The following is a 20,076-nucleotide window of genomic DNA, read 5'->3' as shown; positions in this document are numbered from 1 at the left end:
GGCAAACGGGCGAAAAGATGCCCGGCCGGAAGCATCCGACCGGGCTATGCCATGACAATCAGCGGCGGCGGCGGCGCGCTGCGGCCATGCCGATGAAGCCCAGACCCATCATGCCGAGCATGCCCGGTTCGGGAACCGTGGTGCCGCCCGAAGTCGACGAAGTGGTCGTGCCGCCCGAGGTCGAAGAGGTGGTCGTGCCGCCCGAGGTCGAGGAGGTGGTGGTACCGCCCGAGGTCGAGGAGGTGGTGGTGCCGCCCGAGGTCGAGGAGGTGGTGGTGCCGCCCGAGGTCGAGGAAGTGGTCGTGCCGCCCGAGGTCGAGGAAGTGGTCGTGCCGCCCGAAGTCGACGAGGTCGACGTACCGCACATCGCTGCGCCGATCGAGTCGCCGCAGTTGCAATAATGGACGTGGCCCGGGGTGCTCCAAGCGAGCGCCGGGGTGGCGACGAGAACGCCGATGATGGCCGTGGTGACAGTGGCAATGCGCTTCATGATACTTCCCCTGTTTTCATAACCGCGCGCGGCGCTGACCGCGTATATGACTGGTTAACCCAATAGAGAGCATGACTCGTGCCAATTGCGAATTTCCGCCATATTTGTTAGTTAACGGGTGCTGTGCTCGATGCGTTGTGTAAGCGTTTCCGACTCTTGCGCATTAATCTGCGTAAAGATTTGGTGTTGTTTCAGACGTGCGCTTCGATCAGCCTTGCTGGATCAAGGCGACATCGTTCATGAAACGCACATCGTCGCCGCGCGCCAGCCATTCCGCAGCGCGCGCCACAGCGCCGAGCATCTCGGCCAGATCATCGGTCTCTGCCTTGGCATAATTGCCCAGGACATGGCCTGTCACCCGGTCCTTGTGTCCCGGATGGCCGATGCCCAGCCTTACCCGGCGAAAATCGGCGTCGGCATGGCGCTCGATCGAGCGTAGCCCGTTGTGTCCGGCTGTGCCGCCGCCGGTCTTGACCTTGACCTTGAACGCGGGGAGGTCGAGCTCGTCGTGAAACACTGTCAGCGCATGGGTGTCGAGCTTGTAAAAGCGCAGCGCCTCACCCACGGCGCGACCGCTTTCGTTCATGAACGTCGCGGGTTTCAGCAGGATCACGCGCTCTGTGCCGATGCGCCCGTCCTGAACCCAGCCCTGGAATTTCTTTTGCACCGGGCCAAAGCCATGGACTTCGGCAATCGTGTCGAGCGCCATGAAGCCGACATTGTGCCGATTGAGCGCATATTGCGGGCCCGGATTGCCGAGGCCGACCCAGACTTGCATGATGGCGAAAGCTCCGTTGGATGCGGCTTTGGGTTAGGCGTGCGGCGGGCAAAAAAGAGGTTCATCGCGGATTCGCGGGATGAGTTTGTCAACTTTGTCACCCCGGACTTGATCCGGGGTCCAGCTTTCGTTTGACGCCACCGGTTCATTTGTCGGGCCCTTGGCAGAGCGTGTTGATGATCGGCTCGTGCCAAGACGGCAGCTGGATCCCGGATCAAGTCCGGGATGACGATAATCTAGAAACGCACTCAAATACCAGTTCCCGCAAATCCCCGATGAACCAAAAAAGAACCCCTTCCCGCGGAGGGGGAAGGGGTTCCCTGATGGTCTTCTGGGCGCACCGTGGGAGCGCCCGGATGATCAATCCTTGGCGGTGTCGCCTTCGGAAGACTTCAGCGCCGAAGGAGCAACGATCGTCGCAATCGTCGCGTCGGATTCGTGCGTGATCGCGCGCACGCCGTCCGGCAGCTTGATGTCGTGCATGTGGATCGAATCGCCGATTTCGAGCCCGGTGACATCGACGGTGATGTCGTTGGGGATCGCTTCGGGAATCGAGACCAGTTCGAGTTCATGCGCAACGATGTTGAGCACGCCGCCGCGCTTGATGCCGGGCGAGGCTTCTTCGTTGATGAACAGCAGCGGCACTTTCACATGCACGGCGTGGGTGGCGGAAACGCGCAGAAAATCGACATGCAGCGGGCGGTCGGACACCTTGTGCAGCGCAACGTCCTTGGGCAGGGTGCGCACAACGATGCCGCCGACGTTCAGATCGACGATCGAATTGAAGAAGTGGCCGGTGCCAAGCGCCTTGACGAGCGCCTTTTCCTCCAGATGGAGGGCAATCGGTTCCAGATTGCCGCCATAAATGACAGCGGGGATACGGCCGGCACGACGCAGCACGCGGGAGGCTCCCTTGCCTACCTTTTCGCGCGCTTCGGCCGACAGAAAAAGCGTTTCGCTCATGTGTCTGGTCCTTAGGTAAATAGTATGAAGCTACGATTTTCCCGCCACGCCTCCAGGGATGACCATGCCGGGAAGCGGCGGCCCATAGCGCGTTTGGCCAAAAAAGCAAGCGTTCCGGGGTTTCAATAGACGCGCTTGATGGTCCATCCCCTGGCGCGCAGCATCGCGGGCAGGCCGTCGCGGCCCGAGACATGCGCGGCGCCGACCGCGATGAACGGGCGCGCGCCGCTGCGCAGCAGACTGTCGAGTTGCGCAGTCCAGGCGCGGTTGCGCGCGGTCAGCAGGGCTTCATGGAGCGTCGGATCGGCGAGGAAGTCGCTGTTGGCCTCACGCGTCAGGCCCAGTTCGTCGCCTTTGAGCCAGAGGTTCAGCATCTGGGCATCGCTGTCGCGGTGATCGGTCGCTTCGCGCGCGACATCGGCGAGCAGACGGTCTTGCGAACGCGGGGGCAGGGCGTCGAAAATCGCGAACTGGCTGTCGACGGTTTCAAGGCCCATGACCGGTTTGCCTGCCATGCGCGCGCGCAATTGCGGCTCGACCCCGTCGCTCGCTTCGGCACCGGCCTTTTGGCTGGCAAGCGCGGAAATCTGCAAGGCGACGGCCCAGGATTCCTCATCGCGAAACCGCGCATCGTCGAGGCCGAGCATTTGATACGTGGCAAGCAGCGCCTTTTGCCCGGCCGGATCGAGCCGCGCGCTGGGCGGGGGCAGGCCGGGGGTCATCGCCAGCCGGGCCAGCGCCGTGCCGGCGATCCGGGGATCGAGCGGTTCGCCGATTTCCATGACCAGCCGGTCGGCGGACGCCATCGCCGCATCGATCGCCGGGCGGCGCCAGACCGTGCCCGGCGGCAGGGCATGGACGGTGCCGATGATCCAGCCGTGTATCGTGTCGTTGCCCGATTGGCCGATGGCCCAAAGCGCGACTTGCGGCGCAGGCGCCGGAGCGGGCGCAGGCTGGCAGGCGGCGAGCAGCAGCAGGCCGAGCGCTACGGCGCAGCGGCGGATCACTGCACGCGCTCCACGCGGATACCGGAATGGGCAAGCACGTCCTGCACGCTGCCCGCACCGGCAAGGTGTCCCGCGCCGATGGCCACGAACACTGTTCCGGGCCGCGCCAGCCGGGCGCGAATCCACGCGGCAAAGCCCCGGTTGCGGTCGAGAATCAGGCGCTGGATCAACAGCGGGTCATCCTTGCCTTCATCCTCGTTCATCATGCGGGCGAGGCCTGCGGCATCGCCTTTGCCCCAGGCATCGAACATCGCGTCGATTTCGCCGTCGATGGCGTCGAACTGGTCGATCACGGTCTTCAGATAGGCCAGTTGCGATGCACGCGGCAGGGTATCCAGCGCGGCCAATTGCCCGTCGGGGGTTTCGATCCCGGTGCGCACGACCTTGCGTTCCGCCCCCTTGCGTTCTGCCAGACGCGCGGCAAGTCCTGCCTCGACCCCGGTCTTCGCGTCGAATCCCCGACGCAGCAGCGGCAGTGTCGACAGCGCGACCGCCGCATACCAGGGCTTTTCGCCATCGAAGCGGTCTGCGCCAAGGCCAAACTGCGCCAGCCGCTCGGTCAGGGCTGCGCGCTCGTCATCGGGCAACAGGGCCGACAAGTGTTCGCCCGGCGGCAATGGCGAGCGCGCGGCGAGCGCCAGGCGCGTCGCGCTGCCGTCGGGATCGTCGATTTCGGTGGCGATCTCGTCGGCGGTGTCGGCGGCATGGGCGACCGGGCCGGTCAACCAGCGGGCGCCGGGGGGCAGCATGTGAATCGTGCCAAACAGCCAGATCGTCGTGCCATGGCGAGTCACCTTCCACAGCGCGGGGTGCAGCGGCGCCGGATCGGCATAAGCCGCCGGAGCGAGCCCTGCCAGCAGCAGCGCAAGGGCAAAGCGGCGCAAAAGCGCGCGAAGGAGGCCTGGTTTCATTGCCCCAAGGCATGGCCCAGCAGGGCGCGGGCGGCAAGTCCCCGCAGCTAGTGGTCCGATTCTGACATTTGCTACCGCTCTCGGCTAGGTAGTGCGCAAATGTCAGAATCTTTTCGGACCACTGGAAACTTTTGATTCTAGTGGATTTTTCGTTTTTGACATTTGCGACCGTGCTATCCGGATGGCGGGATGCAAATGTCAAAAACAATCCACTAGTTTGGGTAAACCACGCCTGCGCCGGTTGATTTGCGGCGGCGTATCGGCCAAATGCGCGCGCATGGCCGAAAATCAGCAGACGCCGCCGAGCTTTCAGGACATGATCCTGCGCCTCCATGCTTATTGGAGCGCGCAAGGCTGTGTGATCCTGCAACCTTATGACATGCGCGTCGGCGCGGGGACGTTTCACACCGCGACGACTCTGCGCTCGCTCGGGCCGGAATCGTGGAATGCCGCCTATGTGCAGCCCAGCCGCCGCCCGACCGATGGCCGCTATGGCGAAAATCCCAATCGGCTGCAGCATTATTACCAGTATCAGGTGATCATGAAGCCGAGCCCGGCGCATTTTCAGGAGCTCTATCTCGGCAGCCTGTTTGCGATCGGCATCGATCCGCTGCTCCACGACATCCGCTTTGTCGAAGATGACTGGGAATCGCCGACGCTTGGTGCCTGGGGGCTGGGCTGGGAAGTCTGGTGCGACGGGATGGAAGTCAGCCAGTTCACCTATTTCCAGCAGATGGGCGGGTTTGACTGCAAGCCGGTGGCGGGCGAGCTGACGTATGGGCTCGAACGGCTGGCGATGTATATTCAGGGCGTCGACAGCATTTACGACCTGCGCTTCAACGATGCCGGCGTCAGCTATGGCGACGTCTTCCTCGAAAACGAGCGGCAGATGTCGAAATGGAATTTCGAAGTCGCCGACACCGATACGCTGTTCAAGGGGTTTCAGGCCGCCGAAGCCGAATGCCGCCGCGCGATCGAAGCCGACGTGCCGATTGCCGCCTATGAACAGGCGATCGAGGCGAGCCACTTGTTCAACTTGTTGCAGGCGCGCGGGGTGATTTCGGTCCAGGAACGCGCCAGCTATATGGGCCGGGTGCGCGATTGCGCGCGCGGCGCCTGCGAGGCCTATATGGCCAAGTTCAAGGACGAATGGACTGCAAAGTTTCCGGGGTGGACGGCATGAGCGCGCATTTCCTGCTTGAACTGCGCTCGGAGGAAATCCCCGCGCGGATGCAGGCGCAAGCCCGCGCCGATCTCGAACGCCTGTTTCGCAAGGAGCTGGAAAGTGCGGGGCTGCGGCCCGGCGCCATCCCCGATGCGGTCAAAGTGTGGTCGACTCCGCGTCGGCTGGCGCTGATCGCGCGCGATCTGCCGCTGGCGACAGAGGCTGTGCGCGAGGAACTGAAAGGCCCGCGCACCAGCGCGCCGCCACAGGCGCTTGAAGGTTTTTTGCGCAAGACCGGCCTGTCCGCCGATCAACTGACCGAGCGCGACGGGGTGTGGTTCGCCGTGCTCGAAAGGCCGGGCCGCGCTACCGCCGATGTGCTGGCCGAGGCGATCCCGGCGCTGATTCGTGCGTTTCCCTGGCCCAAGTCGCAGCGCTGGGGCGCGGCATCGCTGTCGAGCGAAAGCCTGCGCTGGGTGCGTCCGCTGTCGGGGATCATTGCGCTGCTCGGCGGCGAGGTGGTGCCCTGTGACATCGGCGGGATCGTTTCGGGGCGCGAAACCGTGGGCCACCGGTTCCATCATCAGGGCACTATCACGATCGACGGCGTTGACGATTACGCCGCCAAATTGCGCGCCGCGCATGTCATCGTCGATCATGCAGAACGGGAAGCGATCGTGCGCGACGGGGCGCGCCGCGCTGCGTCCGAGGCCGGGCTGGTGCTGGTCGATGACGAAGGGCTGGTGATCGAAAACGCCGGGCTGACCGAATGGCCGGTGCCCTTGCTCGGCCGGTTTGACGAAGCGTTTCTCGCGGTGCCGCCCGAAGTGATCCAGCTGACCGCGCGCGTCAATCAGAAGTATTTCATCTGCCGCGATGCTGCGGGCAAGCTTGCCAATGCCTTCGTCTGCACCGCCAATATCGCGGCCCGGGACGAGGGCGCTGCGATCATCACCGGCAACCGCAAGGTGCTGGCGGCGCGGCTGTCCGATGCGCGCTTTTTCTGGGATCAGGACCAGAAGACGCCATTGGCCGAACAAGCGAAGAAGCTTGGGCGGATCACGTTCCATGACAAGCTCGGCAGTCTGGCCGAAAAGGTCGCGCGCGTGGCCGATCTGGCCGAGTGGCTGGCGCAAGAGGGCCTTGTTCCCGGCGCAGATCCTGCCGAGGCGCGGCTGGCGGCCCAATTGTGCAAGACCGATCTGGTTACCGAAATGGTCGGCGAATTCCCCGAATTGCAGGGCCTTATGGGCGGTTATTACGCCCGCGTCGAAGGCTTGCCCGATGCTGTGGCCGATGCAATCCGCGATCATTACAAGCCGGTCGGGCAGGGCGACGATGTGCCGCGCGCGCCGGTGACTGTCGCCGTCGCGCTGGCTGACAAGCTCGATACCTTGCGTGGCTTTTTCGCGATCGATGAAAAGCCGACCGGCTCGAAAGACCCGTTCGCGTTGCGCCGCGCGGCGCTTGGCGTGATCCGCCTGATTACCGACAATGGCTTGCGGCTGGCCGTGGCCGAGGGTGATCTGCTGGCCTTCTTCGCCGACCGCCTCAAGGTTCAGCAGCGCGAAGCGGGTGTGCGGCACGATCTGATCGATGCGGTGTTTGCGCTGGGCGGCGAAGACGATCTCGTGCGGCTGCTTGCGCGGGTCCATGCCTTGCAGGCGTTCGTCGGCACCGAGGACGGGGTCAACCTGTTGGCCGGGTACAAACGTGCGGCCAATATCCTGAAAAAGGAAACGTGGCAGCCGCTGCCGCAAACCTATACAGCCGAGCCCGACGAAGCGCTGCTTGGCGCGGCGCTGGCCGAGGCGGCGCCGAAGGTCGAGGCGGGCATTGCCTCCGAGGATTTCACTGCCGCGATGGCCGCGCTGGCCAGCCTGCGCGCGCCGATCGATGCCTTTTTTGAAACGGTCACCGTCAATGATGCGGATGCGAGCAAGCGTGCCAACCGTTTGGCACTGCTTGACCTATTTCGTGCTGCGGTGCACAAGGTCGCCGATTTTTCCCGTATCGAGGGTTAAGCGGCCGGGATAAAACCCGGTCCTTTCAAGTGCAGTCGAGGAGCTGTTGGGATCATGAGCGCATACGTATTCCATTTCGGCGGCGGGGCCCGTTCCGAAGATCCCCGCTCGCGCGACAAGACGATCGCCGGGGGCAAGGGGGCAAATCTTGCCGAAATGGCCGGGATCGGTCTGCCGGTGCCGCCGGGCTTTACCATCAGCACCGAAGTCTGCACGCAATACAACAGCGCGGGCAAGAGCTTTGATGACGCGCTGCGCGCTGCGGTGGCCAAGGGTGTCGCGCATATCGAGGCGGCCACCGGTCGCACATTCGGCGATGCGGCCAATCCCTTGCTCGTGTCGGTGCGTTCGGGTGCGCGCGTGTCGATGCCGGGGATGATGGACACCGTGCTCAATCTCGGGCTCAACGACGCGACGGTCGAAGGGCTTGCGGCGGGCGCGGGCGATGCGCGCTTTGCCTGGGATTCCTATCGTCGCTTCATTCAGATGTATTCCGACGTGGTGCTCGGCCTCGATCATCACCGGTTTGAAGACGCGCTGGAAATCGCCAAGGAAGACAACGGGTTTTACGCCGATGTCGAAATGCGGGCGGAAGACTGGCAGGCGCTGGTCAAGGAATACAAGGCGATCGTCGAAGACGAGCTGGGCCGTCCGTTTCCGCAGGATGTCCACGAACAGCTGTGGGGCGCGATCGCGGCGGTGTTCGACAGCTGGGAAAGCGACCGGGCCAAAGTCTATCGCCGGTTGAACGATATCCCCGCCGACTGGGGCACGGCCGTCAATGTTCAGGCGATGGTGTTCGGCAACATGGGCGACACCTCGGCGACGGGCGTTGCCTTTACCCGCGACCCGGCGACCGGCACGAAAGCCTATTATGGCGAATGGCTGGTCAATGCCCAGGGCGAAGACGTCGTTGCCGGCATTCGCACCCCGCAATACCTGACCAAAGCCGCGCGCGAAGCCGCCGGTGCCAAGCCGCTGTCGATGGAAGAAGCGATGCCCGCCGCCTATGGCGAGCTGGCAGCTGTCTTTGAACTGCTCGAAAAGCATTACAAGGACATGCAGGATATCGAATTCACCGTCGAGCAGGGCAAGCTGTGGATGCTGCAGACCCGCTCGGGCAAGCGCACCGCCAAGGCCGCGCTGAAAATGGCGGTGGACATGGTGGCCGAAGGGCTGATCGATGAAGCGACCGCGATCCGCCGCATCGATCCGATGGCGCTCGATCAGTTGCTGCACCCCACGCTCGATCCCAAGGCGCCGCGCGACATCCTGACGCGCGGGCTTCCGGCCTCGCCGGGCGCGGCATCGGGCGCGGTCGTGTTCGATGCCGATACGGCCGAACGCCGTGCCGATCGCGGCGATGCGGTGATCCTCGTGCGCGTCGAAACCAGCCCCGAAGACATTCACGGCATGCACGCGGCGCGCGGCGTGCTGACCGCGCGCGGCGGGATGACCAGCCACGCCGCAGTGGTTGCGCGCGGCATGGGGCGGCCTTGCGTTTCGGGCGCTTCGGGCGTGTCGATCGACATGGTCAATCGCGTGGCGCGGATCGGCGGACGCGAAGTGCGCGAAGGCGATGTGATCACGCTCGACGGTTCGAACGGCGATGTCATGGCCGGCGAAGTGCGTACGGTCGAACCCGAACTCGTGGGCGATTTCGCCGTGCTGATGGCCTGGGCCGACGGGCATCGCCGGATGAAAGTCCGCGCCAATGCCGAAACCCCGCACGATTGCCAGGTCGCGCGCCAGTTCGGTGCCGAAGGCGTCGGGCTGTGCCGTACAGAGCACATGTTCTTTGATGCCGGGCGGATTACCTCGGTGCGCCAGATGATTCTGGCCGACGACGAAGCCGGTCGCAATGCCGCGCTGGCCAAGCTGTTGCCCGAACAGCGTGCCGACTTTACCGCGATTTTCGAAGTCATGGCGGGCCTTCCGGTCACCATTCGCCTGCTCGATCCGCCGCTTCATGAATTCCTGCCGCACAGCGACGCGGAATTTGCCGAAGTGGCCGAAGTGACCGGGCTCGGGGTCGATCACCTCAAGCGTCGGGCTGACGAGTTGCACGAATTCAACCCGATGCTGGGCCATCGCGGTTGCCGCCTCGGCATCACGTTCCCCGAAATCTATGCCATGCAGGCGCGCGCCATTTTCGAAGCCGCGCTCGATGTCGCGGCGAAGTCGGGCGAAGCGGTCGTGCCGGAAATCATGATCCCGCTGGTCGCGACGAAGAAGGAATTGCAGATCCTGCGCGCGCTGGTCGACCGGGTGGCGGGCGAAGTCTTTGCCGAACGCGGCGCGAGCCTCGATTATCTCGTCGGCACGATGATCGAATTGCCGCGCGCCGCGCTGATGGCGGGCGAAATCGCCGAAGAGGGCACGTTCTTCTCGTTTGGCACCAACGACCTGACTCAGACCACGCTCGGGGTCAGCCGCGACGACGCCGCGCGTTTCCTCAATCCTTATGTCGAACAGGGGATCTATCCGCGCGATCCGTTTGTCAGCCTCGATATCGAAGGCGTCGGCCAATTGGTCGAAATGGCCGCCGAGCGCGGCCGCAAGACTCGCCCCGACATCAAGCTGGGCATTTGCGGCGAACATGGCGGCGATCCGGCCTCGATCGCGTTCTGCGAAAAAGTCGGGCTCGATTACGTCTCGGCCAGCCCCTATCGCGTGCCGATCGCGCGTCTTGCCGCTGCGCAAGCCGCACTGGGCTGACGCAAGAAAGCTCCTCCGCCATGCCCTGGGGGAGGAGGCTTGCGACATCAGAACTTGGGCGGTTTGAGTGCGCGGGCCCAGCCGGACAGCGTGAGAATCTCGAAGGTTTCGGTAACGCGCCCGTCCTCGGCCAGCGCCGTAAACGCGGCGCGCGCGCGCGCCAGCGCCGCTTTGCCCAAAGGTGCGCCGCCGCGCATCAGGCAGGCCGACAGGCCCTGCGTGCGCACGTCTTCGATCAGCCGGTCGAGGCTGCGATAGCTGGCTTTGAGGCTGTGGCTATCGACCACCGGGTCGGCAAATCCGGCGCGTTGCAGCAATTGTCCGCCCGCGCGCACGTCGACTTGCGGATGAATGCGCGGAGCGGGACGTTCGCCGTCGGCCGCCAGCATGATCGCGCGCAAGGCCGGTAAACTGCCCGCGCCGGGCATCGCGATGATGGCCAGTCCCTCGGGCGCAAGCGCGCGGCGCAGATGAATCAGCGCGCCCGGCAGATCGTTGACCGTATCGAGTGTGCCGAGGCTGACGATCAGGTCGAAGCCGTCGGCAAAGGGCAGGGGGTGTTCTTCATCGATCGCCAGTTCGCCGGGCCCCGGTGCCGGATCGGCGCGCGTGACGGCAACACCTTGCGCCGACAGGGCCGCAGCGAGCGCGCCGGTGAAATCGCCCACCAGCAAGGCGCGGGCGGGCGTGTGGCGCAGGAACGCCAGCCGGTCGAGCACGTCTTCGACGATGTCGTCGGTCATGAAGCGGGCGGCATCCTCGCGCCTTTGCAGCACGCGCATCCGTTGCCGCAGCAGGAACCGGCGCTGCATCGAAAAGATTGCGGGGGGCGATTGCGGGGGCGGGGATTTTTGGGCCATCCCGTTTCCCTGCCGCCATGCGGCGCTCTTGCCAAGTCCGTCTTGCCGTCCGACACAGGACACTTGCAAGGTAACAAGGGGCAGATGGTGAACGTCAAGCGGGCAGGCATCGGTCGCATGGGCGCCCCGCTGGTCGATTTGCTCTTTCCCCCGCGGTGTCCGTTGTGCGGGGGCGCGGTGGCGCGGCATGGCGGGCTTTGCGTCGATTGCTGGGGCGGACTTGTTCTTCCCGGCGAGCCTTGCTGTTCGCTGTGTCAGCGCCCGCTGCCCGATCGCATCGCGCAGCAAGGCGGCGATGCGGCGCTGGCTCTGGCCGATGCCGCGCGGGGCGAATGGGTTTGCGCGCCATGCCTGGCAGAGCCGCCACGACACGAAGGGATTGCGGCGGCAACGCTCTACAACGACGCCTCGCGACGGCTGATACTCACTTACAAACACGGGCGCCGGATAGCGCTTGCGGACTTCATGGTGCGGTTGATGGTGCCGCGCCTGCCGGTGCTCGATGGCGAATGGCTGGTGGTGCCGGTGCCGTTGCATCGCTGGCGCCTGTGGCGGCGCGGGTTCAACCAGTCGGCGCTGTTGGCGCGCGGAATCGCCCGCGCGCTGGGGCAGCCGGTGTTGGTCGACGCGCTGCAGCGCCCGCGCGCCACGCCGTCGCTGGGGCATCTGGGCCGGAAACAGCGTGCGGCTTTGCTGCAAGGGGCGATCCGCCCCAATCGCGCCCATGCTGCGCGGTTGAAAGGGGCGAGCATCCTGCTGGTCGATGACGTGCTGACCAGCGGGGCGACGACCGATGCCTGCCTTGTCGCCTTGCGCAAAGTCGGTGTGCGCCGCGTGCGAATCGCATGCTTTGCGCGCGTGGCCGATGATACGTTAGCCATTGGCGTGCACGGGGCTCTTGGCGGATATGGGGCTATTGGCGGGTATGGCGAAAACGCGCCCGCAGCCCTGGAGCAGGCCGGGCCGTAAAGCCCAAAAAGAATGACGCCCGGAACTTGCGCTCCGGGCGTCAGGCGTGACGAAGTTTCAGCGAAGTGGTATGTCTTCACACACCGGACGGCCCCCCGACCGTCACCGCTTATGGTCCCTCATGTTCTTCCTCGCCAAGCGGTTCAACGCACCTGCCCGACGAAGTATTTCCCTGAACTTTGGCGCTCATGCGCCGCCTTGCGGCGGTCCAGAACACGGTTCCCTCAAACCGCAGGGCCTGTTTGCCGCGATCGTGGCGCTGTGGAAACGGTAATGTAACAGAACCATGGATTTTGCCCCCCCTCTGTGGTTATCCTGCAACAAATGCAGCATGGGCTGCGCCTCTCTGCGAACAATCTGCCAAGGATTTGCCTCATTCCCACCTTTTCAGCCCCCCCCGCTCCCCACGACGCCGCCACGACTCCGGCCAATCAACAGGACTTGCGCGAGCAGGGCAGCGTGTTCATGCCGCGCTTCGATTCTCACGGGCTGGTCACGGCGGTGGCGGTCGATCGCACCAGCGGCCGCCTCTTGATGCTCGCGCACATGAATGCAGAGGCGATCGAGCGCACGCGCGAAACCGGCCATGCGCATTTCTGGTCGCGGTCGCGCGGGCGGCTGTGGATGAAGGGCGAATCATCGGGGCACGTGTTGCGCGTGGTCGAAATCCGCGTCGATTGCGATCAGGACGCGCTCGAACTGATCGTCGATGCAGCGGGGCCGGCCTGCCACACGATGGCGCAAAGCTGTTTTTATCGCCGGATTGCAGCCGATGGCTCGCTCGAACGCGTTGCAGGCGATTGACGCTTACGTAAAGGTCAGATAGCGTTGCTTTATGTCAACGCAGCCAGCCAGCGATACTCTTCGCAGCCTTTCGGACGATATGGCCGATCATACCGGGCATTTGCATCAGCCTGATGCGCTCGCCCGCGATCATTATACCATTTCGGACTTGTCCGCCGAATTCGGGGTGACCGCGCGCGCGCTGCGTTTCTATGAGGACGAGGGGCTGATCGCGCCGACGCGGCACGGCCTTTCGCGCATCTATTCAAAGCGCGACCGGGCGCGGCTGGCGTGGATCATGCGCGCCAAGAACGTGGGCTTCAGCCTGTCGGAAATCCGCGACATGATCGACCTTTACGACGTCGGCGACGGGCGCATCGAACAGCGCCGCGTGACCATTGCCAAGTGCCGCGAACGGATCGACAATCTGCGTCGCCAGCAACAGGACATCGAGGCGACGATCGCCGAATTGACCAGCTTTGTCGCTTTGGTCGTCGATCGCGAAAGGGCTGAGGGCCGCGACATCGAGGCCACGGCCCCGTCTATCGCAGCACGCTCCCAATCCTGAAGCAATCGGACGCCAGACTGGAACGTCCCCAAAAAAATCCAAGGAGCAAGGATATGCCCGTTTACAAGGCGCCGACCCGCGACACGCGGTTCGTCATCAACGAACTGATCGGCCTTGAAAAGTTTCAGCATCTCGCAGGCTTTGCCAATGCCGGGCAGGATCTGACCGACGCGGTCATCGAGGAAGCGGGCCGCTTCGTCTCCGAAGTCATCGCTCCGCTCAACCAGGTCGGCGACCGCGAAGGCTGTACCCGCCATGCCGATGGCAGCGTGACGACGCCGACCGGGTTCAAGGCGGCCTATCGCCAGTATGTCGATGGCGGCTGGGCCACGCTGAGCGGGCCGGAAGAATTCGGCGGGCAGGGGATGCCCCATGTCATCGGCTTTGTCCTCGAAGAATACCTCGCCAGCGCGAATCAGGCCTTTGCGATGTATCCCGGCCTCGCCAACGGGGCGATTTCGGCGATCATTGCCAAAGGTTCGCCCGAGCAGCAGCAGACTTATCTGCCCAAAATGGTCAGCGGCGAATGGCTCGGCACGATGAACCTGACCGAGCCGCATTGCGGCACCGACCTTGGCCTGTTGCGCACCCGGGCCGAGCCGCAGGCTGACGGCAGCTATGCCATCACCGGAACGAAGATCTTCATTTCTGCGGGCGATCACGACCTGGCGGAAAACATCATCCATCTCGTCCTGGCCAAGACCCCCGGCGCGCCCGAATCGTCAAAGGGTATTTCGCTGTTCATTGTCCCGAAGTTCCTCGTCAACGCGGATGGAACGCCGGGCGCGCGCAATGCGGTCTCGGTCGGATCGCTCGAGCACAAGATGGGGATTCACGGCAATGCGACATGCGTGATGAACTATGACGGGGCTAAAGGTTTCCTGATCGGCGAGGAATGCAAGGGCCTTGCCGCGATGTTCATCATGATGAACGCGGCGCGGCTGGGTGTGGGCATGCAGGGGCTGGCGCAGGCAGAGGCCGCCTATCAGAATGCGGTGCTCTATGCGCAGGAACGCCGCCAGGGTCGCGCGCTGACCGGCCCGGCCGAGCCGGGGCAGAAAGCCGACCCGCTGTTCGTCCACCCCGACGTGCGCCGCATGTTGATGGATGCCAAGACCTTTACCGAAGGGATGCGCGCGCTGTGCCTGTGGGGCGCGTTGCAGGTCGATCTGTCGCACAGCGCCTTGACCGAGGACGAGCGTCAGGCCGCCGATGACGTGATCAGCCTGCTGACCCCGGTGATCAAGGGCTATGGCACCGATCGCGGCTATCAGACGGCCACCGACATGCAGCAAGTCTGGGGCGGGCACGGCTATATCGCTGAAAACGGGATGGAACAGTTCGTTCGCGATGCGCGGATCGCGATGATCTACGAAGGCGCCAACGGGGTTCAGGCGATGGATTTGTGCGGGCGCAAGCTGGCGCAGAACGGGGGGCGTGCGATCCAGCGTCTGTTTGCGCTGATCGATGCCGAAGTGGCTGACGCGGGCGACAATCCTGCCGTCGCGCTGGTTGCCGAACGGCTGGGCAAGGCCAATGGCGAGCTGAAGGCTGCGACCCTGTGGTTCATGCAGAACGCGATGACCGATCCCAATGCGCTCGGTGCCGGGGCTTATGCCTATATGACGCTGACCGGGGTGGTGACGATGGGGCTGATGTGGCTGAAAATGGCCAAAGTGGCCGCCGCGACGCTGGCCGCCGGGACGCAGGAACCGGCGTTTTACGAAGCGAAGGTGATCTGTGCCCGCCACTGGGCGCTGCGCGTTGCGCCGCAGGCCGGTTCGTTGCGCCGCGAAGTCGAAGCGGGCCCCGACACGGTCATGGCGCTGCCGGTCGAATCGTTCGCGACCGCCTGACGCCATGAAAAAGCCCCTCCCCGAGCGGGGAGGGGCGGTGGCGCTCAGCCGTAGATTTCGTCGAGCAGGCCGGTCAGTGCGGCCCACGACTGGCGATCGGCGCTGGCGTCATAGGCGATCGCCGGAACGCCGCGCGCGTCACTGCCGGGGTCGGTAAAGCCGTGGCGCACACCGGCATAGCTGTGGAAATGCCAGTTGGCGCTTGCTTCGTCCATTTCCTCCCAGAACGAGAGGACCTGGGTACGCGGCACCAGCGGGTCGGCATCGCCATGGCTGACGAAAATGCGCGGGGCGATCGGCGTCTGCGCGCTCGCCGGGCGGTCGGTCGACAGGATGCCGTGAAAACTGGCGACGAGCGCAAGATTTTCGCCCGCGCGCGCGGCTTCCAGCGCGGCCTGCCCGCCCATGCAGTATCCCACTGCCGACAGCGTCAACCCGCCCGCCAGCGCGCGGAGCGCCGCAATGCCCGCGCCGATGCGCCGACGATAGGTGTCGACATCGGCGCGCAAGGCATTCGCCAGTTCGCGCGAATGGTCAAAGTCGGTGACCGGCGTGCCGTAGAAATCGGCGATCAGCGCCAGGAACCCGGCTTCGGCCAGGAGCCTCGCGCGGCGCTCGATCGGCGCATTGACGTTCATGATCGTCGGATAGACGACCACTGCGCCGCGGGGCGCCCCGACCGGGCGGGCAAGCCACCCGGTCAAGGCCTGATCGCCGTCGGTATAGGCGATACTCTCCAGCGTCATCCCGCTCACTCCGGCAGGAAATCGGGCACCGACAAGTAGCGTTCGCCGGTGTCGTAATTGAAGCCGAGCACGCGGCTGCCGACAGGAAGCTCGGGCAGTTTCTGCGCGATGGCCGCGAGCGTTGCGCCCGAACTGATCCCGACCAGCAGACCTTCGACCCGTGCGCTGCGGCGCGCCCATTCCTTGGCATCGGCGGCGTCGACCTGAATCGCGCCCTCGATCGATTGCGTGTGCAGGTTGCCGGGGATGAACCCGGCGCCGATCCCCTGAATCGGGTGCGGCGCGGGCTGGCCGCCCGAAATCACTGGCGACAGCGCCGGTTCGACGGCCCAGGCCTTGAGATCGGGCCAGACTTGCTTCAGCCGTTCGGCGCAACCGGTCAGATGCCCGCCGGTGCCCACGCCGGTAATCAGCGCGTCGATCGGCGTGTCGGCGAAATCGTCGAGGATTTCCTGCGCGGTGGTGCGCACGTGGACCGCGATATTGGCAGGGTTTTCAAACTGTTGTGGAACCCAGGCGCCGGGAATTTCCTCCAGCAGCTGTTTCGCGCGCTCGATCGCGCCCTTCATGCCCTTTTCGCGCGGGGTCAGGTCGAACGTCGCGCCATAGGCGAGCATGAGCCGGCGGCGTTCGATCGACATCGATTCGGGCATGACCAGAATCAGGCGATAGCCCTTGACCGCCGCGACGAGCGCAAGGCCGATGCCGGTATTGCCCGACGTCGGCTCGATGATCGTGCCGCCGGGTTTCAGCGTGCCGTCGGCTTCGGCGGCCTCGATCATCGCCAGCGCGATGCGATCCTTGATCGATCCGCCGGGATTGCCCCGCTCGCTCTTGATCCACACCTCGTGATCGGGAAACAGCCGGGACAGGCGAATATGCGGCGTTTTGCCGATGGTCGCGAGTACGGAATCTGCTTTCATGTCGCTTGCTCCTTCAAATGGGGGATCGTTGCGAAACAGGTTTGATCATCTGTCGGCGTAGTTGGCAGAAAAAGTGCGCACGCGGCGCAATTCGGGAAAGGCCAGCGTCCAGGCTGCGGTTATCGCGACTGCGCCGATCCCGCCCAGCACCACCGCGCCGGTCGCCCCGAGCACGGCGGCGGCAAGCCCCGATTCCATTTCGCCCAGTTCGTTCGAAGCGGAAATGGCGAGGCCGGAAACCGCCGAGACGCGCCCGCGCACAGCGTCTGGGGTATGAAGCTGTACCAGCGTGTTGCGGATGAATACCGAGACCATGTCCGCCGCGCCCAGCGCTGCCAGCAAGGCCAGCGAGACGAGGAAATTGCGCGACAGGCCAAATCCGGCAGTGGCAATGCCAAAGGCTGCGACCGCCATCAGCATCCGCGCGCCGACGTCCTGTTCGATCGGGCGGCGCGCAATGATCAGGCCGATGACGCTTGCGCCGAGGCTGGGCATGCCGCGCATCAGTCCCAGGCCATAGGCGCCCACCGGTTGGCCGTGCCAGGTCAGAATGTCGCGCGCATAGATCGGCAGGAGCGCGCTTGCTCCGCCAAGCAGTACGGCAAACAGGTCGAGCGTCACGCAACCGAACAGGAAGCGGTCGCGCCAGACAAAGAGCATGCCTTCGGTCATCTGGCGCAAGGGGTGTGTCTTGGCATTGTCGGGCGGCGGCGGCACGGGGCGGATCCGTGCGATGCCGATCGCCGCCAGCAACAGCAGCACGCCCGACAGCGCATAAGGCAGCGCATGGTTTACCGCGAACAGCACGCCCGCCAGCGCCGGCCCCGCCACCGCGCCGACCTGCCAGGCCATCGCGCTGATCGCAACGGCGCGCGGCATCAACGGGGCGGGGACGATGTTGGGCGCGATCGACGATTGTGCCGGGCCGATGAACGTGCGCACCGTGCCATGCAGCGCGGCCAGCGCGAACAGCAGCGGCAAAGACAGCGTGCCAAGCGCGGTGACCAGCGCCAGCGTCAGCGCGACCAGCACATCGATCAGCGTGGCCAGCGCGGTGACAGCGCGCCGGTCGAACCGGTCGGCGATCACGCCGGCGATCGGTGCGAACAGAATCTGCGGCAGAAACTGGACCAGGCCGAGCACGCCGAGCTGAAAGGCTGCGGCCTTGATCGACATGCCGTATGACCCGCGTGCCAGATCGTAAAGCTGATAGCCCAGCACGACGACCATGCCGTTGGTGGCAAAGACCGAGGCGCAGCGCGCGATCCAGAACCGGCGGTAATCGGGTATCGCCAAGGGCGAGACTGGTAGTGCCGTCTCGGTCGGTGGTCGCGGGGATGATGCTCTATCGGTCACGGATGCGAGGCATGACAGCGCGGCGGCGGCTTGCCAAGCGATCAAACGTTTCCGGCGCTAAATCTCAACTAAATCGATTGATAAAATGATCGGAGCTGTGCGGCCTTTGGGCGGGCTCTGATCGGGCGCCAAGCCTCAGTGCGGTGAGCGCAGCCGGGGGTTGGGCTGCAACGATTTGATCATTTTGGCAAAATCATCCATCCGAATGATCCGTTCGAATTGAAATCCGGAACGGTCCTGATCGCTCCACACCAGAAAGGCTTCGATTCGGCCGATTTGCGGCAGGCGAATCGTCACGCGTTCGCCGCGCCCGAGTTCATGCGGGCTGCGCACCATGAAACCGGTGGTCGACACGTTGATCAATTGCAGCATCACATCGCCGAGTCGGCGGTGTTCGGCCATGAGCGTCAGATCCACCGGATGGCGGGTGGAACTGCGTTGATCGGTGACTGAAAGCTGAGCCCCGCCTGACATCGTTCCTCCTCCTTGGTCCAGAGCCACGCTCCCGCCAGGCAGGTGAATCCGACCCGCAGGAGCCCGATAATCATCATCCGAAATGGCTACGATTTCGTAAAGCAGGCGGCAAAAGCTTGCCGGAGGCGGTAAAAAAATTCCGGCAACCGTTTGGTAAGGCATAAAAAATCGCCCGGCGCAAAGGCCGGGCGAGTGGTTGATTCGCAAAGGCTGTCCGTAGCGCTCAGGCCCGGCGCAGGATGGCGTGTTTCTTCTTGCCGGACGAGAGACGCACCTCTGCGCCCGACAGCGCGATATGGTGGTTTTCGTCGCTGATCGCGGCGCCATCAAGTCGTGCGCCGCCGCCCGCAATCAGCCGCTTGGCCTCGCCCCGGCTGGCGGCAAAGCCCAGCGCGATCAAGGCGTCGATCACGCCGATGCCGTCTGGGCCGACCGCGAGTGTCGGCAGATCCTGGCCAAGGCCGCCGCCCACAAACGTCGCCGCGGCGGTCGCTTCGGCGGCTTTGGCAGCGTCGTCGCCGCGCACCAGCCGCGTCACTTCGTTGGCCAGCACGACTTTGGCGGCATTGATCTCGCTGCCTGCCAGTGCGTCGAGGCGGGCGATTTCATCGAGCGGCAAATCGGTGAACAGGCGCAGGAACCGGCCGACATCGCGGTCGTCGACATTGCGCCAATATTGCCAGAAGTCATAGCTGGGCAGATCGGCCTCGTTGAGCCAGACCGCGCCATTCACGCTCTTGCCCATTTTCGCCCCGTCGGCCGTGGTGAGCAGCGGAGTGGTCAGGCCATAGAGCTCGATCGCGTTCATCCGCCGCGTCAGCTCGATGCCGTTGATGATATTGCCCCACTGGTCCGACCCGCCGAGCTGAAGCCGGCAGCCGTGGCGCAGCGCCAGCTCGCGAAAGTCATAGGCCTGCAAGATCATGTAGTTGAATTCGAGAAAGGTCAGCGGTTGTTCGCGATCGAGCCGCAGTTTGACCGAATCGAACGACAACATGCGGTTGACCGTGAAATGCGGGCCGACCGTGCGCAGCAGGTCGATATAGCCGAGCCCGGCCAGCCAGTCGTCGTTGTTGACCATGACCGCGCCGGTCGGGCCATCGCTGAAATCGAGCAGACGGTGAAACACTTGCGAGATCCCGGCGATGTTCGCCGCGATCGTCTCGGTGGTGAGCAGCTTGCGGCTTTCGTCCTTGCCGCTGGGATCGCCGATCTTGGTCGTGCCGCCGCCCATCAGCGCGATCGGCTTGTGCCCGGCCTGTTGCAGGCGGCGCAGCAGCATGACCGAGGCCAGGTTGCCGACGTGGAGCGATGGCGCGGTGGCGTCATAGCCATTATACGCGGTCACGATCGCTTCGCTGGCCAGCGTGTCGAGGCCATGGGCATCGGTCAGCTGATGAATATGCCCCCGTTCGGAAAGCAGGCGGAGAAGATCGGACTTGTATTGCGTCATGACACTCGTTTCCTGAATGGAAAACGCGCCTA

At 64.5% G+C, this 20,076-nt stretch carries 18 protein-coding genes; 7 read left to right on the top strand and 11 right to left on the bottom strand.

The genetic code is table 11. The annotated features are described in order from the left end of the window. Positions 1 to 58 precede the first annotated feature (58 nt). The 5 genes from AQZ50_RS19970 to AQZ50_RS05000 all read right to left on the bottom strand — a co-directional run bounded on the left by AQZ50_RS19970 (position 59) and on the right by AQZ50_RS05000 (position 4,149). Positions 59 to 490, bottom strand: a complete 432-nt coding sequence (locus tag AQZ50_RS19970; protein ID WP_082703416.1) for a PEP-CTERM sorting domain-containing protein — start codon at positions 488 to 490, stop codon at positions 59 to 61. A gap of 208 nt (positions 491 to 698) precedes the next feature. Next, positions 699 to 1,268, bottom strand: a complete 570-nt coding sequence (gene pth / locus AQZ50_RS05015; protein WP_067743384.1) for an aminoacyl-tRNA hydrolase — start codon at positions 1,266 to 1,268, stop codon at positions 699 to 701. 360 nt (positions 1,269 to 1,628) lie between these two features. After that, positions 1,629 to 2,231 (bottom strand): 50S ribosomal protein L25/general stress protein Ctc, encoded by a 603-nt coding sequence (locus tag AQZ50_RS05010; RefSeq protein ID WP_067743381.1) that lies wholly within the window; start codon positions 2,229 to 2,231, stop codon positions 1,629 to 1,631. 122 nt (positions 2,232 to 2,353) lie between these two features. Continuing rightward, a complete protein-coding gene (locus AQZ50_RS05005; RefSeq protein WP_067743379.1) occupies positions 2,354 to 3,238 on the bottom strand; it encodes a TraB/GumN family protein in 885 nt (294 codons plus the stop codon). Further along, the gene (locus AQZ50_RS05000) at positions 3,235 to 4,149 is read right to left on the bottom strand and encodes a TraB/GumN family protein (RefSeq protein WP_231730113.1); all 915 of its coding nucleotides are present in this window, start codon (positions 4,147 to 4,149) and stop codon (positions 3,235 to 3,237) included. The genes AQZ50_RS05005 and AQZ50_RS05000 overlap by 4 nt, the downstream gene beginning before the upstream one ends. A gap of 277 nt (positions 4,150 to 4,426) precedes the next feature. On the opposite strand from AQZ50_RS05000, the gene AQZ50_RS04995 reads away from it, so the two are divergent. The 3 genes from AQZ50_RS04995 to ppdK are packed head-to-tail and all read left to right on the top strand — an operon-like array spanning position 4,427 to position 10,056. Then, on the top strand, positions 4,427 to 5,332 hold the full coding sequence (locus AQZ50_RS04995; protein ID WP_067743377.1) for a glycine--tRNA ligase subunit alpha: 906 nt from the start codon (positions 4,427 to 4,429) through the stop codon (positions 5,330 to 5,332). Next, positions 5,329 to 7,338: a glycine--tRNA ligase subunit beta gene (gene glyS / locus AQZ50_RS04990; RefSeq protein WP_231730112.1), complete on the top strand. Its 2,010-nt coding sequence runs from the start codon at positions 5,329 to 5,331 to the stop codon at positions 7,336 to 7,338. The genes AQZ50_RS04995 and glyS overlap by 4 nt, the downstream gene beginning before the upstream one ends. 54 nt (positions 7,339 to 7,392) lie before the next feature. Next, the gene (gene ppdK / locus AQZ50_RS04985; RefSeq protein ID WP_067743372.1) at positions 7,393 to 10,056 is read left to right on the top strand and encodes a pyruvate, phosphate dikinase; all 2,664 of its coding nucleotides are present in this window, start codon (positions 7,393 to 7,395) and stop codon (positions 10,054 to 10,056) included. Between the two features lie 47 nt (positions 10,057 to 10,103). Here the strand turns inward: ppdK and AQZ50_RS04980 are convergent, their stop codons facing one another. Further along, complete coding sequence (locus AQZ50_RS04980) at positions 10,104 to 10,916, bottom strand: class I SAM-dependent methyltransferase (protein WP_067743369.1); 813 nt, start codon at positions 10,914 to 10,916, stop codon at positions 10,104 to 10,106. Positions 10,917 to 11,033: 117 nt separating this feature from the next. Between AQZ50_RS04980 and AQZ50_RS04975 the strand changes: the two genes are divergently transcribed. The 4 genes from AQZ50_RS04975 (at position 11,034) to AQZ50_RS04960 (ending at position 15,092) form a co-directional block, all read left to right on the top strand. Further along, a complete protein-coding gene (locus AQZ50_RS04975; protein ID WP_082703434.1) occupies positions 11,034 to 11,885 on the top strand; it encodes a ComF family protein in 852 nt (283 codons plus the stop codon). Positions 11,886 to 12,326: 441 nt separating this feature from the next. After that, positions 12,327 to 12,689, top strand: a complete 363-nt coding sequence (hisI, locus tag AQZ50_RS04970; protein WP_255354595.1) for a phosphoribosyl-AMP cyclohydrolase — start codon at positions 12,327 to 12,329, stop codon at positions 12,687 to 12,689. Between the two features lie 79 nt (positions 12,690 to 12,768). Continuing rightward, on the top strand, positions 12,769 to 13,236 hold the full coding sequence (locus AQZ50_RS04965) for a MerR family transcriptional regulator (protein WP_197412383.1): 468 nt from the start codon (positions 12,769 to 12,771) through the stop codon (positions 13,234 to 13,236). A 53-nt stretch (positions 13,237 to 13,289) separates the two neighbouring features. Then, positions 13,290 to 15,092: an acyl-CoA dehydrogenase C-terminal domain-containing protein gene (locus AQZ50_RS04960; RefSeq protein WP_067743364.1), complete on the top strand. Its 1,803-nt coding sequence runs from the start codon at positions 13,290 to 13,292 to the stop codon at positions 15,090 to 15,092. 44 nt (positions 15,093 to 15,136) lie between these two features. On the opposite strand, the gene AQZ50_RS04955 is transcribed toward AQZ50_RS04960, so the two are convergent. The 5 genes from AQZ50_RS04955 to tyrS all read right to left on the bottom strand — a co-directional run bounded on the left by AQZ50_RS04955 (position 15,137) and on the right by tyrS (position 20,044). Continuing rightward, the gene (locus AQZ50_RS04955; RefSeq protein ID WP_197412378.1) at positions 15,137 to 15,838 is read right to left on the bottom strand and encodes a dienelactone hydrolase family protein; all 702 of its coding nucleotides are present in this window, start codon (positions 15,836 to 15,838) and stop codon (positions 15,137 to 15,139) included. Positions 15,839 to 15,843: 5 nt separating this feature from the next. After that, the gene (gene cysK / locus AQZ50_RS04950; protein WP_067743358.1) at positions 15,844 to 16,761 is read right to left on the bottom strand and encodes a cysteine synthase A; all 918 of its coding nucleotides are present in this window, start codon (positions 16,759 to 16,761) and stop codon (positions 15,844 to 15,846) included. A 45-nt stretch (positions 16,762 to 16,806) separates the two neighbouring features. Beyond that, positions 16,807 to 18,057: an MFS transporter gene (locus AQZ50_RS04945; protein WP_231730111.1), complete on the bottom strand. Its 1,251-nt coding sequence runs from the start codon at positions 18,055 to 18,057 to the stop codon at positions 16,807 to 16,809. A 195-nt stretch (positions 18,058 to 18,252) separates the two neighbouring features. Next, positions 18,253 to 18,591, bottom strand: a complete 339-nt coding sequence (locus AQZ50_RS04940) for a PilZ domain-containing protein (RefSeq protein WP_067743356.1) — start codon at positions 18,589 to 18,591, stop codon at positions 18,253 to 18,255. Positions 18,592 to 18,814: 223 nt separating this feature from the next. Then, on the bottom strand, positions 18,815 to 20,044 hold the full coding sequence (tyrS, locus tag AQZ50_RS04935; RefSeq protein ID WP_067743353.1) for a tyrosine--tRNA ligase: 1,230 nt from the start codon (positions 20,042 to 20,044) through the stop codon (positions 18,815 to 18,817). Between the last annotated feature and the right edge of the window lie 32 nt (positions 20,045 to 20,076).

Source organism: Novosphingobium sp. Fuku2-ISO-50 (assembly GCF_001519055.1).
Classification (GTDB): domain Bacteria; phylum Pseudomonadota; class Alphaproteobacteria; order Sphingomonadales; family Sphingomonadaceae; genus Novosphingobium.
This window is presented reverse-complemented; position numbering and strand designations above follow the sequence as displayed.

Coding starts and splice junctions, on each gene's coding strand:
- AQZ50_RS19970 (WP_082703416.1), bottom strand. CDS start 490: ATGAAGCGCATTGCCACTGTCACCACGGCCATCATCGGCGTTCTCGTC.
- pth (WP_067743384.1), bottom strand. CDS start 1,268: ATGCAAGTCTGGGTCGGCCTCGGCAATCCGGGCCCGCAATATGCGCTC.
- AQZ50_RS05010 (WP_067743381.1), bottom strand. CDS start 2,231: ATGAGCGAAACGCTTTTTCTGTCGGCCGAAGCGCGCGAAAAGGTAGGC.
- AQZ50_RS05000 (WP_231730113.1), bottom strand. CDS start 4,149: ATGAAACCAGGCCTCCTTCGCGCGCTTTTGCGCCGCTTTGCCCTTGCG.
- AQZ50_RS04995 (WP_067743377.1), top strand. CDS start 4,427: ATGGCCGAAAATCAGCAGACGCCGCCGAGCTTTCAGGACATGATCCTG.
- glyS (WP_231730112.1), top strand. CDS start 5,329: ATGAGCGCGCATTTCCTGCTTGAACTGCGCTCGGAGGAAATCCCCGCG.
- ppdK (WP_067743372.1), top strand. CDS start 7,393: ATGAGCGCATACGTATTCCATTTCGGCGGCGGGGCCCGTTCCGAAGAT.
- AQZ50_RS04980 (WP_067743369.1), bottom strand. CDS start 10,916: ATGGCCCAAAAATCCCCGCCCCCGCAATCGCCCCCCGCAATCTTTTCG.
- AQZ50_RS04975 (WP_082703434.1), top strand. CDS start 11,034: ATGGGCGCCCCGCTGGTCGATTTGCTCTTTCCCCCGCGGTGTCCGTTG.
- AQZ50_RS04965 (WP_197412383.1), top strand. CDS start 12,769: ATGGCCGATCATACCGGGCATTTGCATCAGCCTGATGCGCTCGCCCGC.
- AQZ50_RS04960 (WP_067743364.1), top strand. CDS start 13,290: ATGCCCGTTTACAAGGCGCCGACCCGCGACACGCGGTTCGTCATCAAC.
- AQZ50_RS04955 (WP_197412378.1), bottom strand. CDS start 15,838: ATGACGCTGGAGAGTATCGCCTATACCGACGGCGATCAGGCCTTGACC.
- cysK (WP_067743358.1), bottom strand. CDS start 16,761: ATGAAAGCAGATTCCGTACTCGCGACCATCGGCAAAACGCCGCATATT.
- AQZ50_RS04940 (WP_067743356.1), bottom strand. CDS start 18,591: ATGTCAGGCGGGGCTCAGCTTTCAGTCACCGATCAACGCAGTTCCACC.
- tyrS (WP_067743353.1), bottom strand. CDS start 20,044: ATGACGCAATACAAGTCCGATCTTCTCCGCCTGCTTTCCGAACGGGGG.